Here is a 14,993-nt window from a genome sequence, read left to right as displayed (position 1 = left end):
GGGGTTAGGGGTGGTTCCGTCGTTGAACGACTTTTTAAAACTAGATATTCGTCCAGCAGCATCTAGCTCTAATTTTCTAGCCTTAGCAACCACCCCCAACCCCTCCTTGAAAAAAGGAGGGGAGTTGTACTTCTAACTTCTAACTTCTAGCTCCCAGCTCCTCCTGATGAAAAGCGTTGCCGTCTACTGCGGGGCCAGCCCCGGCTTCAACGAAACCTACCGCCAACAGGCCGACCTGATGGGCCAGACGCTGGCCCAGCGCAGCATCACGCTGGTGTACGGCGGCGGCCGCGTGGGCCTGATGGGCGCCGTGGCCGACAGCGTGATGCGCCACGGCGGCCAGGCCATCGGCGTCATCCCTGATTTCCTAGCCAATAAGGAGCTGGCGCATGTGGGCCTCACGGAGCTGCACATCGTGAAAAGTATGCACGAGCGGAAGCTGCTGATGGCCGACCTGGCGGAGGGCTTCATTGCCATGCCCGGCGGCTTCGGCACGCTCGAAGAGCTGTTTGAAGTGCTCACCTGGGGCCAGCTGGGGCTGCACAAAAAGCCCAGCGGCGTGTTCAACGTGCTCGGCTTCTACGACCACCAGCTGCAGTTCCTGGATAAGATGGTGACCGAAGGCTTTCTGCGCCCCGAAAACCGCGCCCAGCTCCAGCAGGACGACACGCCCAACGGCCTGCTGGACAAGATGCTGGCCTACGTGCCCACCGACCTGGAAAAGTGGCTCACGGTGCCCCGCACGTAGCCCATATACTGACCCGTGCTGCTCAAATGGCCAGGTATTCGGCAGGGTAGGTGCTATAGCCGGTGCGGTTGCCCCCGCGCAACGGGCAAAAAGCTACCTTGACGGCCACAAACACTACCCGCCGCCCGGCGGTTTGCTCACTGCCGGCCGGGTACTTTGCTCCGCCGGCCTGATTTTCCCTTCGCATGAAAATATCCGTTGCCCTGCTGCTGGGCGCTTTGCTGGCCGGCAGCTGCTCATCCAATTCCACCACCGCCACTTCTTCTCCTTCTTCGGCCATGTCTACTCCCGAAACTGCCGCCGCTGCCGGCTCCGTGTACGATTTCACCGTCAAGAATATTGATGGGCAGGATGTGAAGCTGAGCCAGTACAAAGGCAAAAAGCTGCTCATCGTGAACGTGGCCTCGGAGTGCGGCTACACGCCTCAATACAAGGAGTTGGAAGAGCTAAGCAAGAAGCACGGCGACCGGGTGGCCGTGCTGGGCTTTCCGGCCAATAACTTCGGCGGCCAAGAACCAGGCTCCAATGCTCAGATTGCCACTTTCTGCGAGAAAAACTTCGGCGTGACTTTTCCCATGTTCGCCAAGATTTCGGTGAAAGGCGACGACACGGCCCCGCTCTACCAGTTTCTCTCCGATAAAAGCAAGAACGGCACCGTGAGCGACGCGCCTACCTGGAATTTCTGCAAATACCTGGTGGACGAGCAGGGCCACGTTATCGGCTTCTACAAGTCGGACGTGAAGCCGATGAGCGACGAGCTGGTAGCGGCCATTCTGAAGTAGGCTTTTCGTTCCCCGTCTTTGACTCGAGCGTCATGCTGAGCGAAGCCGAAGCATCTCGCGTGCCATGCTAATTCTTTTGTTTGACGATTGAATTACTATTGCACACGAGATGCTTCGGCTTCGCTCAGCATGACGTTTCTTCGCTTTCTATGTCCACCATTCCTCCTACAGCTTCTCCCGCCACCAGCCCGGCTCAAGCCTGGATTTCGGCTTTTCGGCCCCGCACGCTGCCGCTGGCGCTGGCCAGCATCCTTACGGGAGGCTTCCTGGCGGCCAGCCACGGGCAGTTCCGCCCGGTCGTGGTAGGGCTGGCGGCTCTCACCACCATCCTGCTCCAGATTCTGAGCAACCTCGCCAACGACTACGGCGACTCCCAGAACGGCGCCGACAGCGTGCACCGCGAAGGGCCCCAACGGGCCGTGCAGAGCGGAGCCATCAGCCCAGCCCAGATGAAGCGCGGCATGAGCCTGTTTGGGCTGCTGTCGCTGCTGAGTGGGCTGGGGCTGCTGTGGGTGGCGCTGGGCACGGCCGGCACCTGGATTTTTCTCACGTTTTTGGTGCTGGGCCTGAGCGCCATCTGGGCAGCCGTCAACTACACGGCTGGTGCCAAGCCCTACGGCTATGCCGGCCTCGGCGACCTATCGGTATTCACTTTCTTTGGTTTGGTGGGCGTGTGCGGCACGTATTATCTGCAAACCCGCATGCTGCCGCTCACGGTGCTGCTGCCCGCCGCCGCGCTGGGCTGCTTCGCTACGGCCGTACTGAACGTGAACAACATCCGCGACATTCGCTCCGACGAGCTGGCTGGCAAAATCACCATTCCGGTGCGGCTGGGGCCGGTGCGGGCCCGCCGCTACCACTGGCTGCTGCTGCTGCTGGGCTTCGGCTGCGCCGTGGTCTACGTCACGCTCACGTATCACTCGCCCTGGCAATGGCTGTTTGTGCTGGCCGCTCCGCTGCTGGTGCGCAACGCCCGCGCCGTGGGGCAGCGCCAGGAAAGCATGCAGCTCGACCCGCTGCTAAAGCAGATGGCCCTGACGACATTGGTGTTTACGTTGCTGTTTGGGGTGGGGCAGGTGCTATGATACAGCCTCATGCCAGCCGTGACTATATCAGGGGGATGAATTTCGCCCGTCTATCTACTTATTCATTCAATAGATATCCTGACCAAGCCAGTCAACTAGGAGTATTCTTAACTGATAGGAAAGGTGACCTGGATCCAAGTAGTGTCATCATCAAAAGACTGAGTGAGGATGATCTGCTGACTCGGGAACTCGTGGCTATTCTAGAGTCTCCGCTAATTGATGATGACCGTTGGATGTGTAGTCCGGTTTATCGGGATGCTCTAATGTTTTTTGACCGGGACAACCGAGTTGTTTCAATCCTGAATATCTGTTTAGAGTGTGACAATCTGATGACTGATCGTGGTCTGGACATTAGCCTTGATAATAATGCTTATCCAAAGCTGAAGGCTTGGTTGAAAAAATTAGGGCACCCAGTTGAAGAATTGAATATGAGAACGGACAACAATTAGCAGCTAAATCAACCCTGCTGCTTAACCAATTCGGAAGTGTTGGAGAGAGGTGGTTTCTTGCTTGCCAAGGTCTGAGGATAGGTACTGAGAGAAGAATGACACGTGCGAAACTCCAAAGCCACTGCCCACTGCTTCTACCGCTTGCCCAAGCACAAAAAAGCCCCGCAACTTTCGTAGCGGGGCTCTTTTGCGTTCTTACGCCTTACTCAGCACTCGGAGCCGCGGGCACCGGGGCTGAGGCCTCAGCCGTAGCCACTCCACCTTCCGGACGTGGGCCCCGGCCACCCCGATTGCGGCCACCACGCTTGCGGCGCGTCTTGCTTTCCCCGGCTTCGCCTTCGGCCCGTGGCTCCCGCGGCGGGCGGTCTTCCCCTTCTAGGCGCGGAGCGCGAGGCTCCCGCGCAGGGCGAGCTTCTCCATCCGGACGGGGGGCGCGGGGTGGGCGGGCTTCGCCTTCGGGGCGGGGCGGGCGCTGGTAGGGCACGGCCGGAGCCTGGCCGGCATCCAGCGCCGCTAGGGCAGCTTGGGCTTTGGCAATGCGCTCCTTGTGCTTGGGGTCTTTCGGGTCGGCATCGCGGCGTGGGCGGCTGCCGTCGCGGCCGTTTTCGCCGCGGGGGGCACCGCCTTCGGGGCGCGGGCCGCGGCTGCTGCCGCCGCCGCCGCTCCGGCCACCACGCTCGGGGCGGCCGCCTATTTTGCCGCCCAGGCCGCTGAAGCGCTTGGGGTCAAACTCCGGGGCGGGGCCCAGGCCAAGGCTTTCGGTGATGTCCTGCTTCTCCACTTCGCGCTCAATGAGCTTCTCAATCTTGAGCACGCGGTCCTGGTCCTGGTCGGCAATGAAGGTGATGGCCGTGCCTTTGGTGGCGGCGCGGGCTGTGCGGCCGATGCGGTGCACGTAGTCTTCCGCGGCGCGGGGAATGTCGTAGTTCACCACGTGGCTCAGCGAGTCGATGTCGATGCCGCGGCTGAGCACGTCGGTGGCCACCAGAATCGGGAACGACTTGTTTTTGAAGTCGCGCATGATCTGCTCGCGCTCCTCCTGGGTGCGGTCGGAGCTGATGCCCTGGGCCACGTAGCCCAGCTTGTTGATGGCCCGCACGATGCCCGCTACGGCCGCTTTCTGGCTCGTAAACAGCACCATGCTCTGCACCTCCTGGGTTTTGATGATGTGCTCCAGCAGGTGAATCTTCTGGCGGTCGAAGGCCATGTAGAACTGCTGGTCGATGCCGGCGGCGGGCTTCGACACGGCCAGCCGGATTTCCTCGGGCTCGTGCAGAATCTGCTTCGAGAAGTCGCGGATTTTGGTGGGCATGGTGGCCGAAAACAGCAGCGTCTGCCGCTGCTTGGGCAACTGACGCACGATGTTCAGAATGTCGTCCGAAAAGCCCATGTCCATCATCTTATCGGCCTCATCCAGCACCAAGTACTTGATCTGGTCGAACTTAACGTAGCCCATCTGCAGGTGGGCGATGAGGCGGCCGGGCGTGGCCACAATGATATCGGCCCCCGAGGTGAGGGCGCGTTTCTGCTGCTCCCAGTTCTCGCTTTTGCCGCCGCCATAAATGGCAATGCTGCTGGCTTCCACGAAATAGCCGAAGCCCGTCACCTGCTCGTCGATCTGGGTGGCCAGTTCGCGGGTGGGCACCAGGATGAGCGTGGAGGTGTGGCCGTGCTTGGCGTGCGAAATCTTGTCGAGCAGCGGCAGCAGGTAGGCGGCGGTTTTGCCGGTGCCGGTCTGGGCGCAGGCAATCAGGTCTTTGCCTTCGATAATTCGGGGAATAGCCTGCTCCTGAATGGGCGTGGCATTCTGATAGTTCATGGCATCCACACCGGCCAGCAGGTCGTCGTGCAGATTGAAATCGGTAAACTTCAAGGTTCAGCGAAATGAAGTGAAAGTATGCGCTGACCCTGTTTTTCGGTCAGCAAACCGCTTGATTTGTGGTAAAGATAAGGGAATTCGGGTGGGCAGGGTTCAGGTAAGCCGGGGGCGGGCAGGCCGGTATAGGGCATTCCGTTGTTTCTTTACCCGCATGAAATCTGCCCCCGCCCCGCCCTTCGCCGACCTCGTCATTCTGGAACTCGCCACCGTGCTGGCCGGCCCGCAGGTGGGCCAGTTTTTTGCCGAGCTGGGAGCCTTCGTGCTGAAAGTGGAGCCCCCGGCCGGCGACGTGACCCGCACCTGGAAAACCGCCGCCGAGCCCGCCGAAACCGATATTTCCGCCTATTTCAGCTCCTCCAACTGGGGCAAAAAGTCTATCGTGCTGGATTTGCGTACGCCCGCTGGGCTGGCCGCCGTGTACCGCCTCGCCGCCCGCGCCGATGTGGTGCTGGCCAGCTACAAGCCCGGCGATGCCGAAAAGCTGGGCGTGGACTACGACACCCTGCGCCAGCACAACCCAGAGCTGATTTATGGCCACCTCAGCGGCTACGGCCCCGCCAGCCCCCGCGCCGGCTACGATGCCGTGCTGCAGGCCGAAGCCGGCTTCATGCACCTGAACGCGCTGCCCGGCCACGCGCCCCAAAAGATGCCCGTGGCCCTCATCGACCTGCTGGCCGCGCATCAGCTCAAGGAAGGCCTGCTCACGGCCCTCTACCGCCGCGCCTGCACCGGCGAAGGGGCGTTGGTGCAGGTGTCCTTACTGGATAGCGCCCTGGCCTCTCTGGCCAACCAGGCCGCCACCTTCCTCGTGGCGGGCCACGACCCACAGCCGCTGGGCTCGGGCCACCCCAGCATCGTGCCCTACGGCACCGTATACCGCGCTGCCGATGGCGTACAACTCATTCTGGCCGTGGGCACCGACCGGCAGTTTCAGCAGCTCTGCGCGGCGCTGAGCCGGGCGGAGTGGGCCGCCGAACCGCGCTTCGCCACCAATGAAGCCCGCGTGGCGCACCGGGCGGAGCTGGAGGCCTTGCTGCACGCCCGCATAGGGGAGGTAAATGGTGCCGAGCTGCTCCGGCAGCTAGAGGGCCTGGGCGTGCCGGCTGGGGCCGTGCGCACGGTGGGGGAGGCGCTAACGCACGAATCGGCGGGGGCGATGCTGCTGCCCGCTCCGGCCGATTTTGCGCATCAGGGCGTACGCACGGTGGCGTTCCGGAGCCCGGCGTGGCCGGAAGTGGCGGCGCTGTCGGCACCACCGCTGCTGGGGCAGCATACGGCGGCGGAGTTGCCCGAGCTGCTGCGCTAAAGCCTGGCGAAACTGTTGCCCCAATTATTTCCGTATTTACCAGTGCCGCCAGCGGCTTTCGTCACTCGCTTTTTTCTCCGCAATGCCTCATACCACCCCGCCCACCAACCTGATTCCGCTGGCTGCTGAAACCCTGGCCGCCGCCGCGCCCGAGGCCCGGCCGGCCCCCGAAAGCCAGACCGGGGCCACCGCCACCAACGGCGAGCCCACCGCCGCGCCCGGCTCGCCCACTGAAGCTCCCGCCGACCGCCTCGACCAGATTTTTGAGGGCCTCAAGCAGAAATCCATTGCCAAGCAGGCCATTTTCCGCAATACCGGGGCGGCGTTCGATATGCTGCGCATGGTGACGCAGGAGCTGGTGGTGGAGCTGAGCCGCAAACTCTCGCCCGTCGACAGCAGCGTGCTGGTGGAGTACCGGCCGGTAAACGACATGGAGTTTCACATTAAGTTCTCCGGCGATTTGCTCGTGTTCGTGATGCACTCGAACATCATCACCTTCCCCGAAGACTACGGCCCCATGGCCTCCAAATACGTGGAAGAGGATTTCCGGCGGCGGTTTTTCGGCCACATTATGGCCTACAACTTCATGGCCGACAGCATCAAGTACCAGCGCCTGAACGACCCCGGCTACCTGATCGGACGCCTGCTCATCAACATCGAAAATCACTACTTCCTGGAAGGAGTGCAGCAGCTGGAGCTACCCGACAACGACATGGCCGACAACTTCCTGACCCCTGATATGCTGCGCCTGTTCGTGGAAAGCGCCATGATTGCCTCCGTCAACAACGACCTGATTGCCCCGCCGATGCAGGACATTCAGAAAATAACGGTGAAGCAAAAGCTCGAAAACCAGCAGGTCAGCCGCGGCAGCAAAGTTGGCTTCAGCTTCTCCAACGAACAAAAACACCCCACCAGCGTGGACGGGCTGGCTTATTAGTGGTGAGATAGTGAGATGGTAAAATGGTGAGTTTTTCGTTCTATCTGCGCCACATGCGCCGCCAGAACAAAAAAACTCGCCATCTCACTATATCACCATATACCCCACTTTCTCCCGCACTTTGTTCAGCACTTCGCTGCCGTAGGCCTGGGCTTTGCGGGCGCCTTCGGCCAGCTTGGCGTCCAGCTCGGGCAGGTTGTTCATGTAGAAATCGAACTGCTGGCGCTCGGTGGCGAAGCGGCGCAGAATCAGCTCGTACAGCTCCTTTTTGGCGTGGCCGTAGCCATAGCCGCCGGCCCGGTAGTTCTGGCGCATCGTGTCGGTTTCGGCGGGCGTGGCCAGCAGCGAGTAGAGCTTGAAGGTCACGTCCGCGTCCGGGTTTTTGGGCGCTTCCAGCGGCGTGCTGTCCGAAATGATGGTTTTGATGGCTTTGAGCAGCTCTTTTTCGGGGGCGAAGATGTCGATGATGTTGCCGTAGCTCTTGCTCATCTTCGCGCCGTCGGTGCCGGGAATGGTCATCAGCTCGGCATCCACGCGGGCCTGGGGCAGCGTCAGGGTTTCGCCGTAGCGGCTGTTGAAGGCGGCGGCAATGTCGCGGGCAATTTCGAGGTGCTGGATCTGGTCTTTGCCGACGGGCACAATCTCAGCATCGTAGAGCAGAATATCGGCTGCCATGAGCACCGGATATGTGAACAGGCCCGCATTCACATCCGAAAGCCTATCGGACTTATCCTTGAACGAGTGGGCGTTGGCCAGCATCGGAAACGGCGTGAAGCACGACAGATACCACGTCAGCTCCGTCACCTGCGGCACATCCGACTGGCGGTAGAACAGGTTTTTCTCCGTATCGAAGCCGCAGGCCAGCCACGCGGCGGCCACGGCGTAGGTGTTCTGGCGCAGCAGCTCCGCGTCGCGCACGGTAGTGAGCGAGTGCAGATCGGCAATGAAGTAGAGCGAGTCGTGGGCCGGGTTTTTCGACAGCTCGATGGCGGGCAGAATGGCCCCGAGCAGGTTGCCCAGGTGCGGGCGGCCAGTGCTCTGAATGCCGGTGAGAATGCGGGACATTTAGGGAAATGTTGAATTTTGAGGGTTGAATGCTGAATGAGAAAAGCCGGAGAAATCTGGTTGAAATTCAACACTCAACCTTGGAAACGCAGCATTTCTCAAACGCTAACATCAGCCGCCGCTTCCTGCTGCAGCTCGGCCGTTTCCTCTTTGCCCAAATACCGGTCAATGAGAAAATGGGCCAGGTACAGCACCGGCGTGAGCACAATGGCGGCGGCGAATTTATACCAATAGTTGGTGTTGGCTACGCTCAACACCTGGTCGAAGCTCCAGTTGCCGAACAGGTAAAACGCCACGTAGAGCACCACAAAGCTATCCACAAGCTGCGAGACGAGCGTGGAGCCGGTGGCCCGCAGCCAGATGTAGCGGCCTTTGGTAGCCCGGCGCAGCAATTGAAACACCGTGGCATCGAGCACCTGCCCGATGGCGAAGGCCGTGAGTGAGCCGGCAATAATGCCCATGCCCTGCCGGAAAATCATCTGGTAGGCAAAGTCGATGTTGATGGGCTGGCCCAGCGGGTCTTTGCCATTCACTTCCAGCCAGAAAGCCGCCGGGGGCAGCTTGGTGGTGGCATAAATGATGAGGAACGCAAACAGAATCAGGCCCGCCGTGAGGTAGCTCACGCGCAGCACGCCCTCCTTGCCAAAATACTCGTTGATGATGTCCGTCGTGACGAACACCACGGGCCAGATCAGCACACCCGCCGTCAGGTTGTCGGGCCGCCCGATGAGGGGTTCCAGCGAGAAGATCTTCACCCCAATTATTTCGGCCAGCAGCGCATTCACGATGAAAATGCCGCTGAGCACGAGGTAAAGCTGGGTCTTTTTGTGTTCGAATGTTTTCAAGAGGAGGGAAGGCAAATTCAGGCTGTCATGCTGAGCTTGTCGAAGCATCTCTACCGCTTCGTTGCAACAGTAATTACCATTGCAGTAGAGATGCTTCGACTTCGCTCGGTATGACGTGCTGGGAAGAACTGAAAACTTACTCTGCCACGCTCACCACCAAGCCCTCCACGGCCAGTGCTACCGGCTCAAAAACGGCCTGGGCTTCGCGCAGCAGCGGTTCCAGGTCGCGGTAGCGGGAGGAGAAGTGGCCGATGAGCAGCTGTTTCGCTTGGGCCTTGCGGGCCAGCAGGCCGGCCTGGCGGGCGGTGGAGTGGTGCGTGGTGAGGGCCCGCTCGCGCATGTCGTCCAGGAAAGTGGCTTCGTGGTAGAGCAGATCCACGCCTTGTACCAGCGCGGACAGGCTTTCGGTGTAGAGCGTATCGGAGCAGAAGGCGTAGCTGCGCGAGGGCTTGGGCGCGGTGGTCACGTCGAGGTTGCGCACCAGCAGCTGGCCGTGCGCGTCCAGCACATCGTCGCCCTGCACCAGGGCCTGGTACTGGGCGGGGGTGAGGCCGGTGGGCAGGCGGGCCTTGTCGAGGTGGCGGCGCTTGGGCTGCTCCCGAAACAGGTAGCCGCAGCACGGAATGCGGTGGCGCATGGGCAGCGTGTGCACCGTCACGTAGCGGTCCTGATACACCAAAGCGTGCTGCTCGGGGTCGACGGCCGTGAATTCGAGCGGGAAGGAAAGCTGGGTATGGGAGTGGCGAAACTGGGTGGTCAGCACCTCATCGAGCCCGGCGGGGCCAAACAGGTGTACCGGCTCGGTGCGGCCCTGCAGGTGCATGGTGCCCAGCAGCCCAAACAGGCCGAAGAAATGGTCGCCGTGCAGGTGCGAGATAAACATGGTGCTGAGCCGCTGGTGGCGCACCTTGTGCTCCATCAGGCGCCGCTGGGTGCCCTCGCCGCAGTCGATGAGGTACGAATGCGTGCCCACCGTGAGCACCTGCGCCGTTTGGTGGCGGTTCAGAAACGGGGTGGCCGAGGCGCTGCCCAGGATTTTCAGCTCAAACTCCATAGGATGGAAAAAGCCCCAAGCCTTAAGCTGCAAGCCGCAAGCAGTTGTTCTGAGGACCAGCCGACAGAACAAAAGAGCTTGCAGCTTGCAGCTTAAGGCTTGGGGCTAAAGAAAAAGCTATTCTTTGCTGGTCAGGTCCCGCTCGATGGCGTGCAGGAAGATGCGGTCGATGCCTTCTTCTACGGTAGGCAGAATGTGCAGCACCGACTCCAGCTTGGAGATGGTGATAAGCTTCATTACATGATCCTGCAGGCCGGTGAGCACCAGCAGGCCGCCGGTAGAGTTGCACAAACGGTTGGCAATGAGGATAGAGCTCAGACCCGACGAGTCCGTGTACTTTACGTTCTGCAAATCCAGGATCAGGTTATTGATGCCTTCGGCGTTCAACTTCACGAATTCCGACTTCAGATCAGGCGCTACGGTCGTGTCGAGCTTCTTCTCGTCAATGGTGATTATCGTGTAAGTTTCCTTTTTATCAATCGAGTACTTCATACCGTCAGTGGTGTCGGAGTTTTTAAGAGAGTTGCGAAGGTAGGAAAAAAATATTCGGGTGCGGAAGGCAAGATGTAACGACCAAGTTAGGAGAAAATCCGCTGATTTCAGCGCCCCGAAATACCGGGCCCGCCAAAGGTAAGCGTGGCCCACGTACTCTGCCAGTCAGCGGTTTTGGCATCCGGGGCCGGCACCATGCGCACGGTGCTCACCAGGTAGCTGCTGGCTCCTGCCAATCGAAACAGCACTCGGCCGTTTTGGTTACTGCGCGCCCTGATTACTTGCATGGGCTGGCCGGGTGGGCGCTGCCACAACTGCACCAGCGCCCCGCGCACGGGCTGCCCCGCGGCCAGTACGCGCAGCGTGAGCGAGGCCCCGGGCTTGAGGGTGTAGGGGTTCTGCTCGGGCACCAATTCCAGCGGCAGGCCGGCCACGCGGGCGTAGATGCGGGCCGTATCGGCGCTGGCGGCGCCCACCTGCAGCAGGGTTTTGGCGCAGCGGCGGTAGGCTTCGCGGCCGGGCTGGGCCAGTTCCTGGCGCTGCCGACGCAGGGCCAGCGCCTCCTCGAGGCCCGCGGCCTGCAGATAGGCGTTGAACTTGCCGGCCTCCATCACCGTCACGGCCGCGCTGGTGCTAAAGGCCAATAGGTGCAGGCCGGGCTGGCTGAAGGTGACAGCGGTGTTGAGCGTGTCGGTTTGGCGGGCAGTGGGGGTGAGGTCGGTGCTGTCGGTGGGTGTGTAGTGCACAAACCGGGTGAGGCGGCTGCTCTGGCCCGCCCAGCGCGTGCCGCTGAAATTGTCGCCCACCAGCACGCGGATGTGCAGCCGGGTACCCGGGGCCACCACGAAGCGCGCGGGCAGCAGCCAGAATTCGCTGGCCAGCCCAGTTGAAACCCCAATTGTGGCGCACAGCAACAGGAGAAGGCAGCGAAATAGTGGAGGCATAAACCAGACAGGTGGCAGCAGGTAATTGGCAGGCTGCAAAGCTACGCGCCACGGCGGCTTGTCTGACGCCGAAGCAGGAGCAAAACCGTGGGAACAGAATAAAACAGACAGATAATCAGCAGTAAGCAAAGATAGGTTGCCGCTAGCTCAGCATTGTCCTGAAACCGTGAACCTGGGAAGGTTTTCCGGGTGGGGTATTTGGCGCGGCCTCGGGGGACCTCACCCCCGGCCCCTCTCCTCAGGGAGAGGTGAGCCTGACGACCTGTGTACACCAGCCGGAACCGGAGAACCGCACCGCAGTAGGAAAGGCGGCAGGCCAGTGTAGCCCGAACAAAATTTGGCAGCCTCAAAACAATAATTCAGTTATCAGGATGTTAATATATTAAATTGTTGAATGTTTCACCATTAAAACTTCCACAAAATGAAAAAGGTCTTTCTTTTTCGCCTCTTTCCGCCACTGCGCATTTTGTGGCTGCTGGTGCTGGGTGCCACGCTCAGCTTAGGCACTGCGTCCTGCGACGACGACGATGATGATACGCCTACCACGCCGGCGGCGCAGAACGTGGTGCAGGTAGCGCAGAGCAACCCTGATTTCAGCACGCTGGTGGCTGCTGTGGTCAAGGCAGACCTGGCCACCACGCTTAGCGGAGCCGGCCCGTTCACGGTCTTTGCCCCTAACAATGCTGCCTTTGCGAAGCTGGCCGGCGGGCCGCTGGATGCCTTCAGTACGGCCGCCAAAATCAACGCCGTGACGGATGCCAGCCAGATTGCCGCGCTGCGCGGCGTGCTGCTCTACCACGTGGTAGGGGCCAATATCAAGGCAGCCGACATTGCAGCCGGGGCCAGCTCCCGCACTACAGCCCGGCCGGCCAGTGCGGGCGGCGTTAATGACAACACGCTCTACCTCACCAAAGCGGGCACCAGCGTCTTTCTCAACGGCAGCACCCGCGTGCTCACGGCCGACCTGGGGGCCAGCAACGGCACCATTCACGCCATCGACAACGTGCTGCTGCCCCCAAGCCAGAGCATAGCGGCCATTGTAGCGGCCAGCGCCGCCGCCAATCCGCCGCAGTTTTCGCTGCTGCTACAGGCCCTAAGCCGGCCCGCCGCCGCGTCTTTGTTGACGGCGGCCAGCGCCAATACTTCCAATATCACCGTTTTTGCGCCCACCAATGCCGCGTTTCAGGCAGCCCTCACGGCCCTTAATCTGCAAAACGTCAGTCAGATACCGGATGCCACGCTGGTGGGTATTCTGCAGAAGCACATCATTGGTACGGGCCGGGTGTTTTCCTCCGATCTGGCTCCGGGCACGGCCACCACGCTCAACGGCAACGTAACGATAGCCGCGGCGGGAAGCGGCTTTACAGTACGCGGCGGCACGGGCACGGCGGCCAATATTACTACCGCTAACATTCTGGCTACCAACGGCGTGATTCACGTCATTGACCAAGTGCTGCTGCCGTAGTGACAATGGCTGCCACACTACCAAAACGGGCCCGGCTACAGTAGCCGGGCCCGTTTTGGTAGTGTGGCGTATGAAGGAATTAACGTTGGCAACGCTATTCCCGCTCCAGAGCCAGAGCGTAGGCACGGTCGTAGTACACGCGCAGCTTTTTCCAGTCATACAGCTCAGCCGAGCTTTCCACATTGTTGCGCTGCATGATTCGCTCGCGGCGGTTGAGCTGCACGAAGTTCCAGAGCATATCGGTCAGCTCCTCGGCCGATTCGTCGAAAGTTTTTTCCTGGCGCTTCACCACGTAGATGCCCTTGTCCTCGTGGTCAGGCACGGTCTGCATCACGTAGTCGCCGAAGCCGGAAAGGTCGGAGGTGATGGCCGGAACGCCGCGAGCCACGCATTCGAGCGGGGTGTAGCCCCAGGGCTCGTAGTAGCTGGGGAAAATGCCCAAGTGGCAGCCGCGCACGAACTGCCCGTACTCCATGGCAAACAGCGGCGAGGTAGGCGACACGAAATCCGGGTGATACACGATTTTTACCCGGTCATGTTGGTTGTTCACCAGGTTGGCGCGGCGCAGAAAGTTCAGGATGTCGTCGTTGGCATCGTCCACCAGGTTGTGGGTGATGACGGGCGGCAGATTGGTGGTTTTCCAGCTTTGCAGCGTGCGCCGGAAGCGCAGCTTCCAGTAGTCATCTACCATGCTGCTCAGGTCGGGCAGGCGGTGGTCGGAGCCGGCGGCGGCGGCGTAGAACAGCCGCTCGCCCACCTGCCGCTCAATGGCCTCGCAGGTTTCCTGCACCTCGTCCAGGATGGCGCGGCTCTGCAGCACCTGCGGATTGATGCTGTGAAACGGCCGTTTCGTAATGAAAAACATGACCACCTGGCCTTCCATGCCGCTTTGCTGAATGCGGTAGTTCAGGCGCGCCAGCGCCTCCAGGGTCAGGTCGAAGCCTTTGTTATGGTATTCGTAGCGGCCCGAGGTGAACAGGTACAGCGTCTGATCCAAGTCGAAGGAATACGACTGGAAGAAGTGCGCCATCACAAACTCGTGAATCTTGGCCTTGTACTGCTGGTGCAGATTCTGAAACTCGTGCAGGGCTACAAACCGCTCGATGTTGAGGCCGTTGGGCAGCACCGCGTCCGGAATCCGGTCGAGTAGATAGATGCACTCGCGCACGGTCAGCTCGCTCACAGTGGTGAAAACGTGGCTGCCGTGCGCTGCCGCCCGCTCGATGCGCACGGCGGTTTCGATGTTGAAATGCACCGCCTCGGCCGCCCAGTTCACCTGCATCAGGTGGTCGTAGAAGTTGGGGTCATTCATGGCCAGGTAGCGGCCCAGCAGCGTGGCGTGGGTGGTGAACACCAAGTGCACCGGCACCTGCTCGCGGCGCAGCGCCGGAATGGCCACGCCCGTCATCCACTCGTGGAAATGCCCGATAACGCGCTGCGGCGGCACCGTTTCGGTGGTCAGGATCTGCAGAAAAATCTTGGCCAGCAGCCCAAACGCCTCCACTTGGTGCAGCAGGTCGTCGTGGTCGGGCGTAGGGATGCCGTGGTGCTCCCACAGGTCGGTTTTGATGCTGCCGAGCCGGTCGTAGACCTGAAACGGGCTGATGAGCACCACGCGCGGCTTGCCCGTGACTAGCCAGTGCCCGTACTGCACCTCGTAGCCCTGAGCGCGCATCTGGCGCACGGCCCCGGCAAACGGGTCGTCCCGGCGCAGCTGCTCCAGCTCGTACTCATCAATGGGCTCAAACTCGCCCTGGGCCTGGTGCGGAAAATAAGGGCCGAGCAGGCAGTACCGCTCGTCCCAGACCTGCACCGTGGCGGGCACCTTGGAGCGAATAACGGTGTAGATGCCGCCCACCTGATTGCAGACTTCCCAGGCCACTTCGACCAGCAGCGCATCGGGGGCAATAGGGTTGGGAGCGGAAGCGGGAACTTGCATGCG

Annotated in this window: 15 protein-coding genes; 7 read left to right on the top strand and 8 right to left on the bottom strand. The window is 61.0% G+C overall.

What is annotated here, in order from left to right; genetic code table 11:
- The first annotated feature begins 166 nt into the window (after window positions 1-166).
- Entirely contained in the window at window positions 167-748 is a 582-nt protein-coding gene (locus BUB62_RS15845; protein ID WP_073111741.1) for an LOG family protein, read from the top strand.
- A gap of 22 nt (window positions 749-770) precedes the next feature.
- On the opposite strand, the gene BUB62_RS19375 is transcribed toward BUB62_RS15845, so the two are convergent.
- Window positions 771-935, bottom strand: coding sequence for a hypothetical protein (locus tag BUB62_RS19375; RefSeq protein ID WP_159437478.1), 165 nt, complete (start codon window positions 933-935; stop codon window positions 771-773).
- Here BUB62_RS19375 and BUB62_RS15840 point away from each other — a divergent pair.
- The 3 genes from BUB62_RS15840 to BUB62_RS15830 all read left to right on the top strand — a co-directional run bounded on the left by BUB62_RS15840 (window position 934) and on the right by BUB62_RS15830 (window position 3,064).
- Window positions 934-1,530, top strand: a complete 597-nt coding sequence (locus BUB62_RS15840; protein ID WP_073111739.1) for a glutathione peroxidase — start codon at window positions 934-936, stop codon at window positions 1,528-1,530. The two genes, BUB62_RS19375 and BUB62_RS15840, sit on opposite strands and share 2 nt — an antisense overlap.
- A gap of 149 nt (window positions 1,531-1,679) precedes the next feature.
- Window positions 1,680-2,615 (top strand): 1,4-dihydroxy-2-naphthoate polyprenyltransferase, encoded by a 936-nt coding sequence (locus BUB62_RS15835; protein ID WP_073111737.1) that lies wholly within the window; start codon window positions 1,680-1,682, stop codon window positions 2,613-2,615.
- Window positions 2,616-2,650: 35 nt separating this feature from the next.
- Window positions 2,651-3,064 (top strand): hypothetical protein, encoded by a 414-nt coding sequence (locus tag BUB62_RS15830; RefSeq protein ID WP_143164225.1) that lies wholly within the window; start codon window positions 2,651-2,653, stop codon window positions 3,062-3,064.
- A 202-nt stretch (window positions 3,065-3,266) separates the two neighbouring features.
- Here the strand turns inward: BUB62_RS15830 and BUB62_RS15825 are convergent, their stop codons facing one another.
- Window positions 3,267-4,883 (bottom strand): DEAD/DEAH box helicase, encoded by a 1,617-nt coding sequence (locus BUB62_RS15825; RefSeq protein ID WP_073111805.1) that lies wholly within the window; start codon window positions 4,881-4,883, stop codon window positions 3,267-3,269.
- A gap of 211 nt (window positions 4,884-5,094) precedes the next feature.
- Here BUB62_RS15825 and BUB62_RS15820 point away from each other — a divergent pair, with 211 nt between their 5' ends.
- Together BUB62_RS15820 and BUB62_RS15815 are read left to right on the top strand one after the other, a co-directional pair.
- Entirely contained in the window at window positions 5,095-6,249 is a 1,155-nt protein-coding gene (locus BUB62_RS15820; RefSeq protein WP_073111734.1) for a CaiB/BaiF CoA transferase family protein, read from the top strand.
- Window positions 6,250-6,331: 82 nt separating this feature from the next.
- A complete protein-coding gene (locus tag BUB62_RS15815) occupies window positions 6,332-7,186 on the top strand; it encodes a hypothetical protein (protein ID WP_234988776.1) in 855 nt (284 codons plus the stop codon).
- 87 nt (window positions 7,187-7,273) lie between these two features.
- Here BUB62_RS15815 and trpS read toward each other — a convergent pair whose 3' ends face one another.
- The 5 genes from trpS to BUB62_RS15790 form a co-directional block, all read right to left on the bottom strand.
- On the bottom strand, window positions 7,274-8,251 hold the full coding sequence (gene trpS, locus BUB62_RS15810; protein ID WP_073111732.1) for a tryptophan--tRNA ligase: 978 nt from the start codon (window positions 8,249-8,251) through the stop codon (window positions 7,274-7,276).
- Window positions 8,252-8,349: 98 nt separating this feature from the next.
- On the bottom strand, window positions 8,350-9,144 hold the full coding sequence (locus BUB62_RS15805; protein WP_073111730.1) for a queuosine precursor transporter: 795 nt from the start codon (window positions 9,142-9,144) through the stop codon (window positions 8,350-8,352).
- Window positions 9,145-9,232: 88 nt separating this feature from the next.
- Window positions 9,233-10,150, bottom strand: a complete 918-nt coding sequence (locus BUB62_RS15800; protein WP_073111728.1) for a ribonuclease Z — start codon at window positions 10,148-10,150, stop codon at window positions 9,233-9,235.
- 117 nt (window positions 10,151-10,267) lie between these two features.
- The gene (locus tag BUB62_RS15795) at window positions 10,268-10,642 is read right to left on the bottom strand and encodes an STAS domain-containing protein (protein WP_073111726.1); all 375 of its coding nucleotides are present in this window, start codon (window positions 10,640-10,642) and stop codon (window positions 10,268-10,270) included.
- 107 nt (window positions 10,643-10,749) lie between these two features.
- Entirely contained in the window at window positions 10,750-11,586 is an 837-nt protein-coding gene (locus BUB62_RS15790; RefSeq protein ID WP_143164224.1) for a DUF4198 domain-containing protein, read from the bottom strand.
- A 421-nt stretch (window positions 11,587-12,007) separates the two neighbouring features.
- Between BUB62_RS15790 and BUB62_RS15785 the strand changes: the two genes are divergently transcribed.
- Window positions 12,008-13,051: a fasciclin domain-containing protein gene (locus BUB62_RS15785; RefSeq protein WP_073111722.1), complete on the top strand. Its 1,044-nt coding sequence runs from the start codon at window positions 12,008-12,010 to the stop codon at window positions 13,049-13,051.
- A 94-nt stretch (window positions 13,052-13,145) separates the two neighbouring features.
- Here BUB62_RS15785 and BUB62_RS15780 read toward each other — a convergent pair whose 3' ends face one another.
- Window positions 13,146-14,990, bottom strand: coding sequence for a glycosyltransferase (locus tag BUB62_RS15780; protein ID WP_073111801.1), 1,845 nt, complete (start codon window positions 14,988-14,990; stop codon window positions 13,146-13,148).
- Window positions 14,991-14,993 lie beyond the last annotated feature (3 nt).

Source organism: Hymenobacter daecheongensis DSM 21074, assembly GCF_900141805.1.
Classification (GTDB): domain Bacteria; phylum Bacteroidota; class Bacteroidia; order Cytophagales; family Hymenobacteraceae; genus Hymenobacter; species Hymenobacter daecheongensis.
The sequence above is the reverse complement of the archived record's forward strand: the minus strand, read 5'-3'. Positions and strand labels throughout refer to the sequence as shown.

Excerpts from the sequence above, each read along its gene's own strand:
- BUB62_RS15805 (WP_073111730.1), bottom strand. The coding sequence starts at position 9,144 with ATGCTTCGACAAGCTCAGCATGACAGCCTGAATTTGCCTTCCCTCCTC.
- BUB62_RS15815 (WP_234988776.1), top strand. The coding sequence starts at position 6,332 with ATGCCTCATACCACCCCGCCCACCAACCTGATTCCGCTGGCTGCTGAA.
- BUB62_RS15790 (WP_143164224.1), bottom strand. The coding sequence starts at position 11,586 with ATGCCTCCACTATTTCGCTGCCTTCTCCTGTTGCTGTGCGCCACAATT.
- BUB62_RS15830 (WP_143164225.1), top strand. The coding sequence starts at position 2,651 with ATGAATTTCGCCCGTCTATCTACTTATTCATTCAATAGATATCCTGAC.
- BUB62_RS15845 (WP_073111741.1), top strand. The coding sequence starts at position 167 with ATGAAAAGCGTTGCCGTCTACTGCGGGGCCAGCCCCGGCTTCAACGAA.
- trpS (WP_073111732.1), bottom strand. The coding sequence starts at position 8,251 with ATGTCCCGCATTCTCACCGGCATTCAGAGCACTGGCCGCCCGCACCTG.
- BUB62_RS15785 (WP_073111722.1), top strand. The coding sequence starts at position 12,008 with ATGAAAAAGGTCTTTCTTTTTCGCCTCTTTCCGCCACTGCGCATTTTG.
- BUB62_RS19375 (WP_159437478.1), bottom strand. The coding sequence starts at position 935 with ATGCGAAGGGAAAATCAGGCCGGCGGAGCAAAGTACCCGGCCGGCAGT.
- BUB62_RS15795 (WP_073111726.1), bottom strand. The coding sequence starts at position 10,642 with ATGAAGTACTCGATTGATAAAAAGGAAACTTACACGATAATCACCATT.
- BUB62_RS15840 (WP_073111739.1), top strand. The coding sequence starts at position 934 with ATGAAAATATCCGTTGCCCTGCTGCTGGGCGCTTTGCTGGCCGGCAGC.
- BUB62_RS15825 (WP_073111805.1), bottom strand. The coding sequence starts at position 4,883 with ATGAACTATCAGAATGCCACGCCCATTCAGGAGCAGGCTATTCCCCGA.
- BUB62_RS15780 (WP_073111801.1), bottom strand. The coding sequence starts at position 14,990 with ATGCAAGTTCCCGCTTCCGCTCCCAACCCTATTGCCCCCGATGCGCTG.
- BUB62_RS15820 (WP_073111734.1), top strand. The coding sequence starts at position 5,095 with ATGAAATCTGCCCCCGCCCCGCCCTTCGCCGACCTCGTCATTCTGGAA.
- BUB62_RS15800 (WP_073111728.1), bottom strand. The coding sequence starts at position 10,150 with ATGGAGTTTGAGCTGAAAATCCTGGGCAGCGCCTCGGCCACCCCGTTT.
- BUB62_RS15835 (WP_073111737.1), top strand. The coding sequence starts at position 1,680 with ATGTCCACCATTCCTCCTACAGCTTCTCCCGCCACCAGCCCGGCTCAA.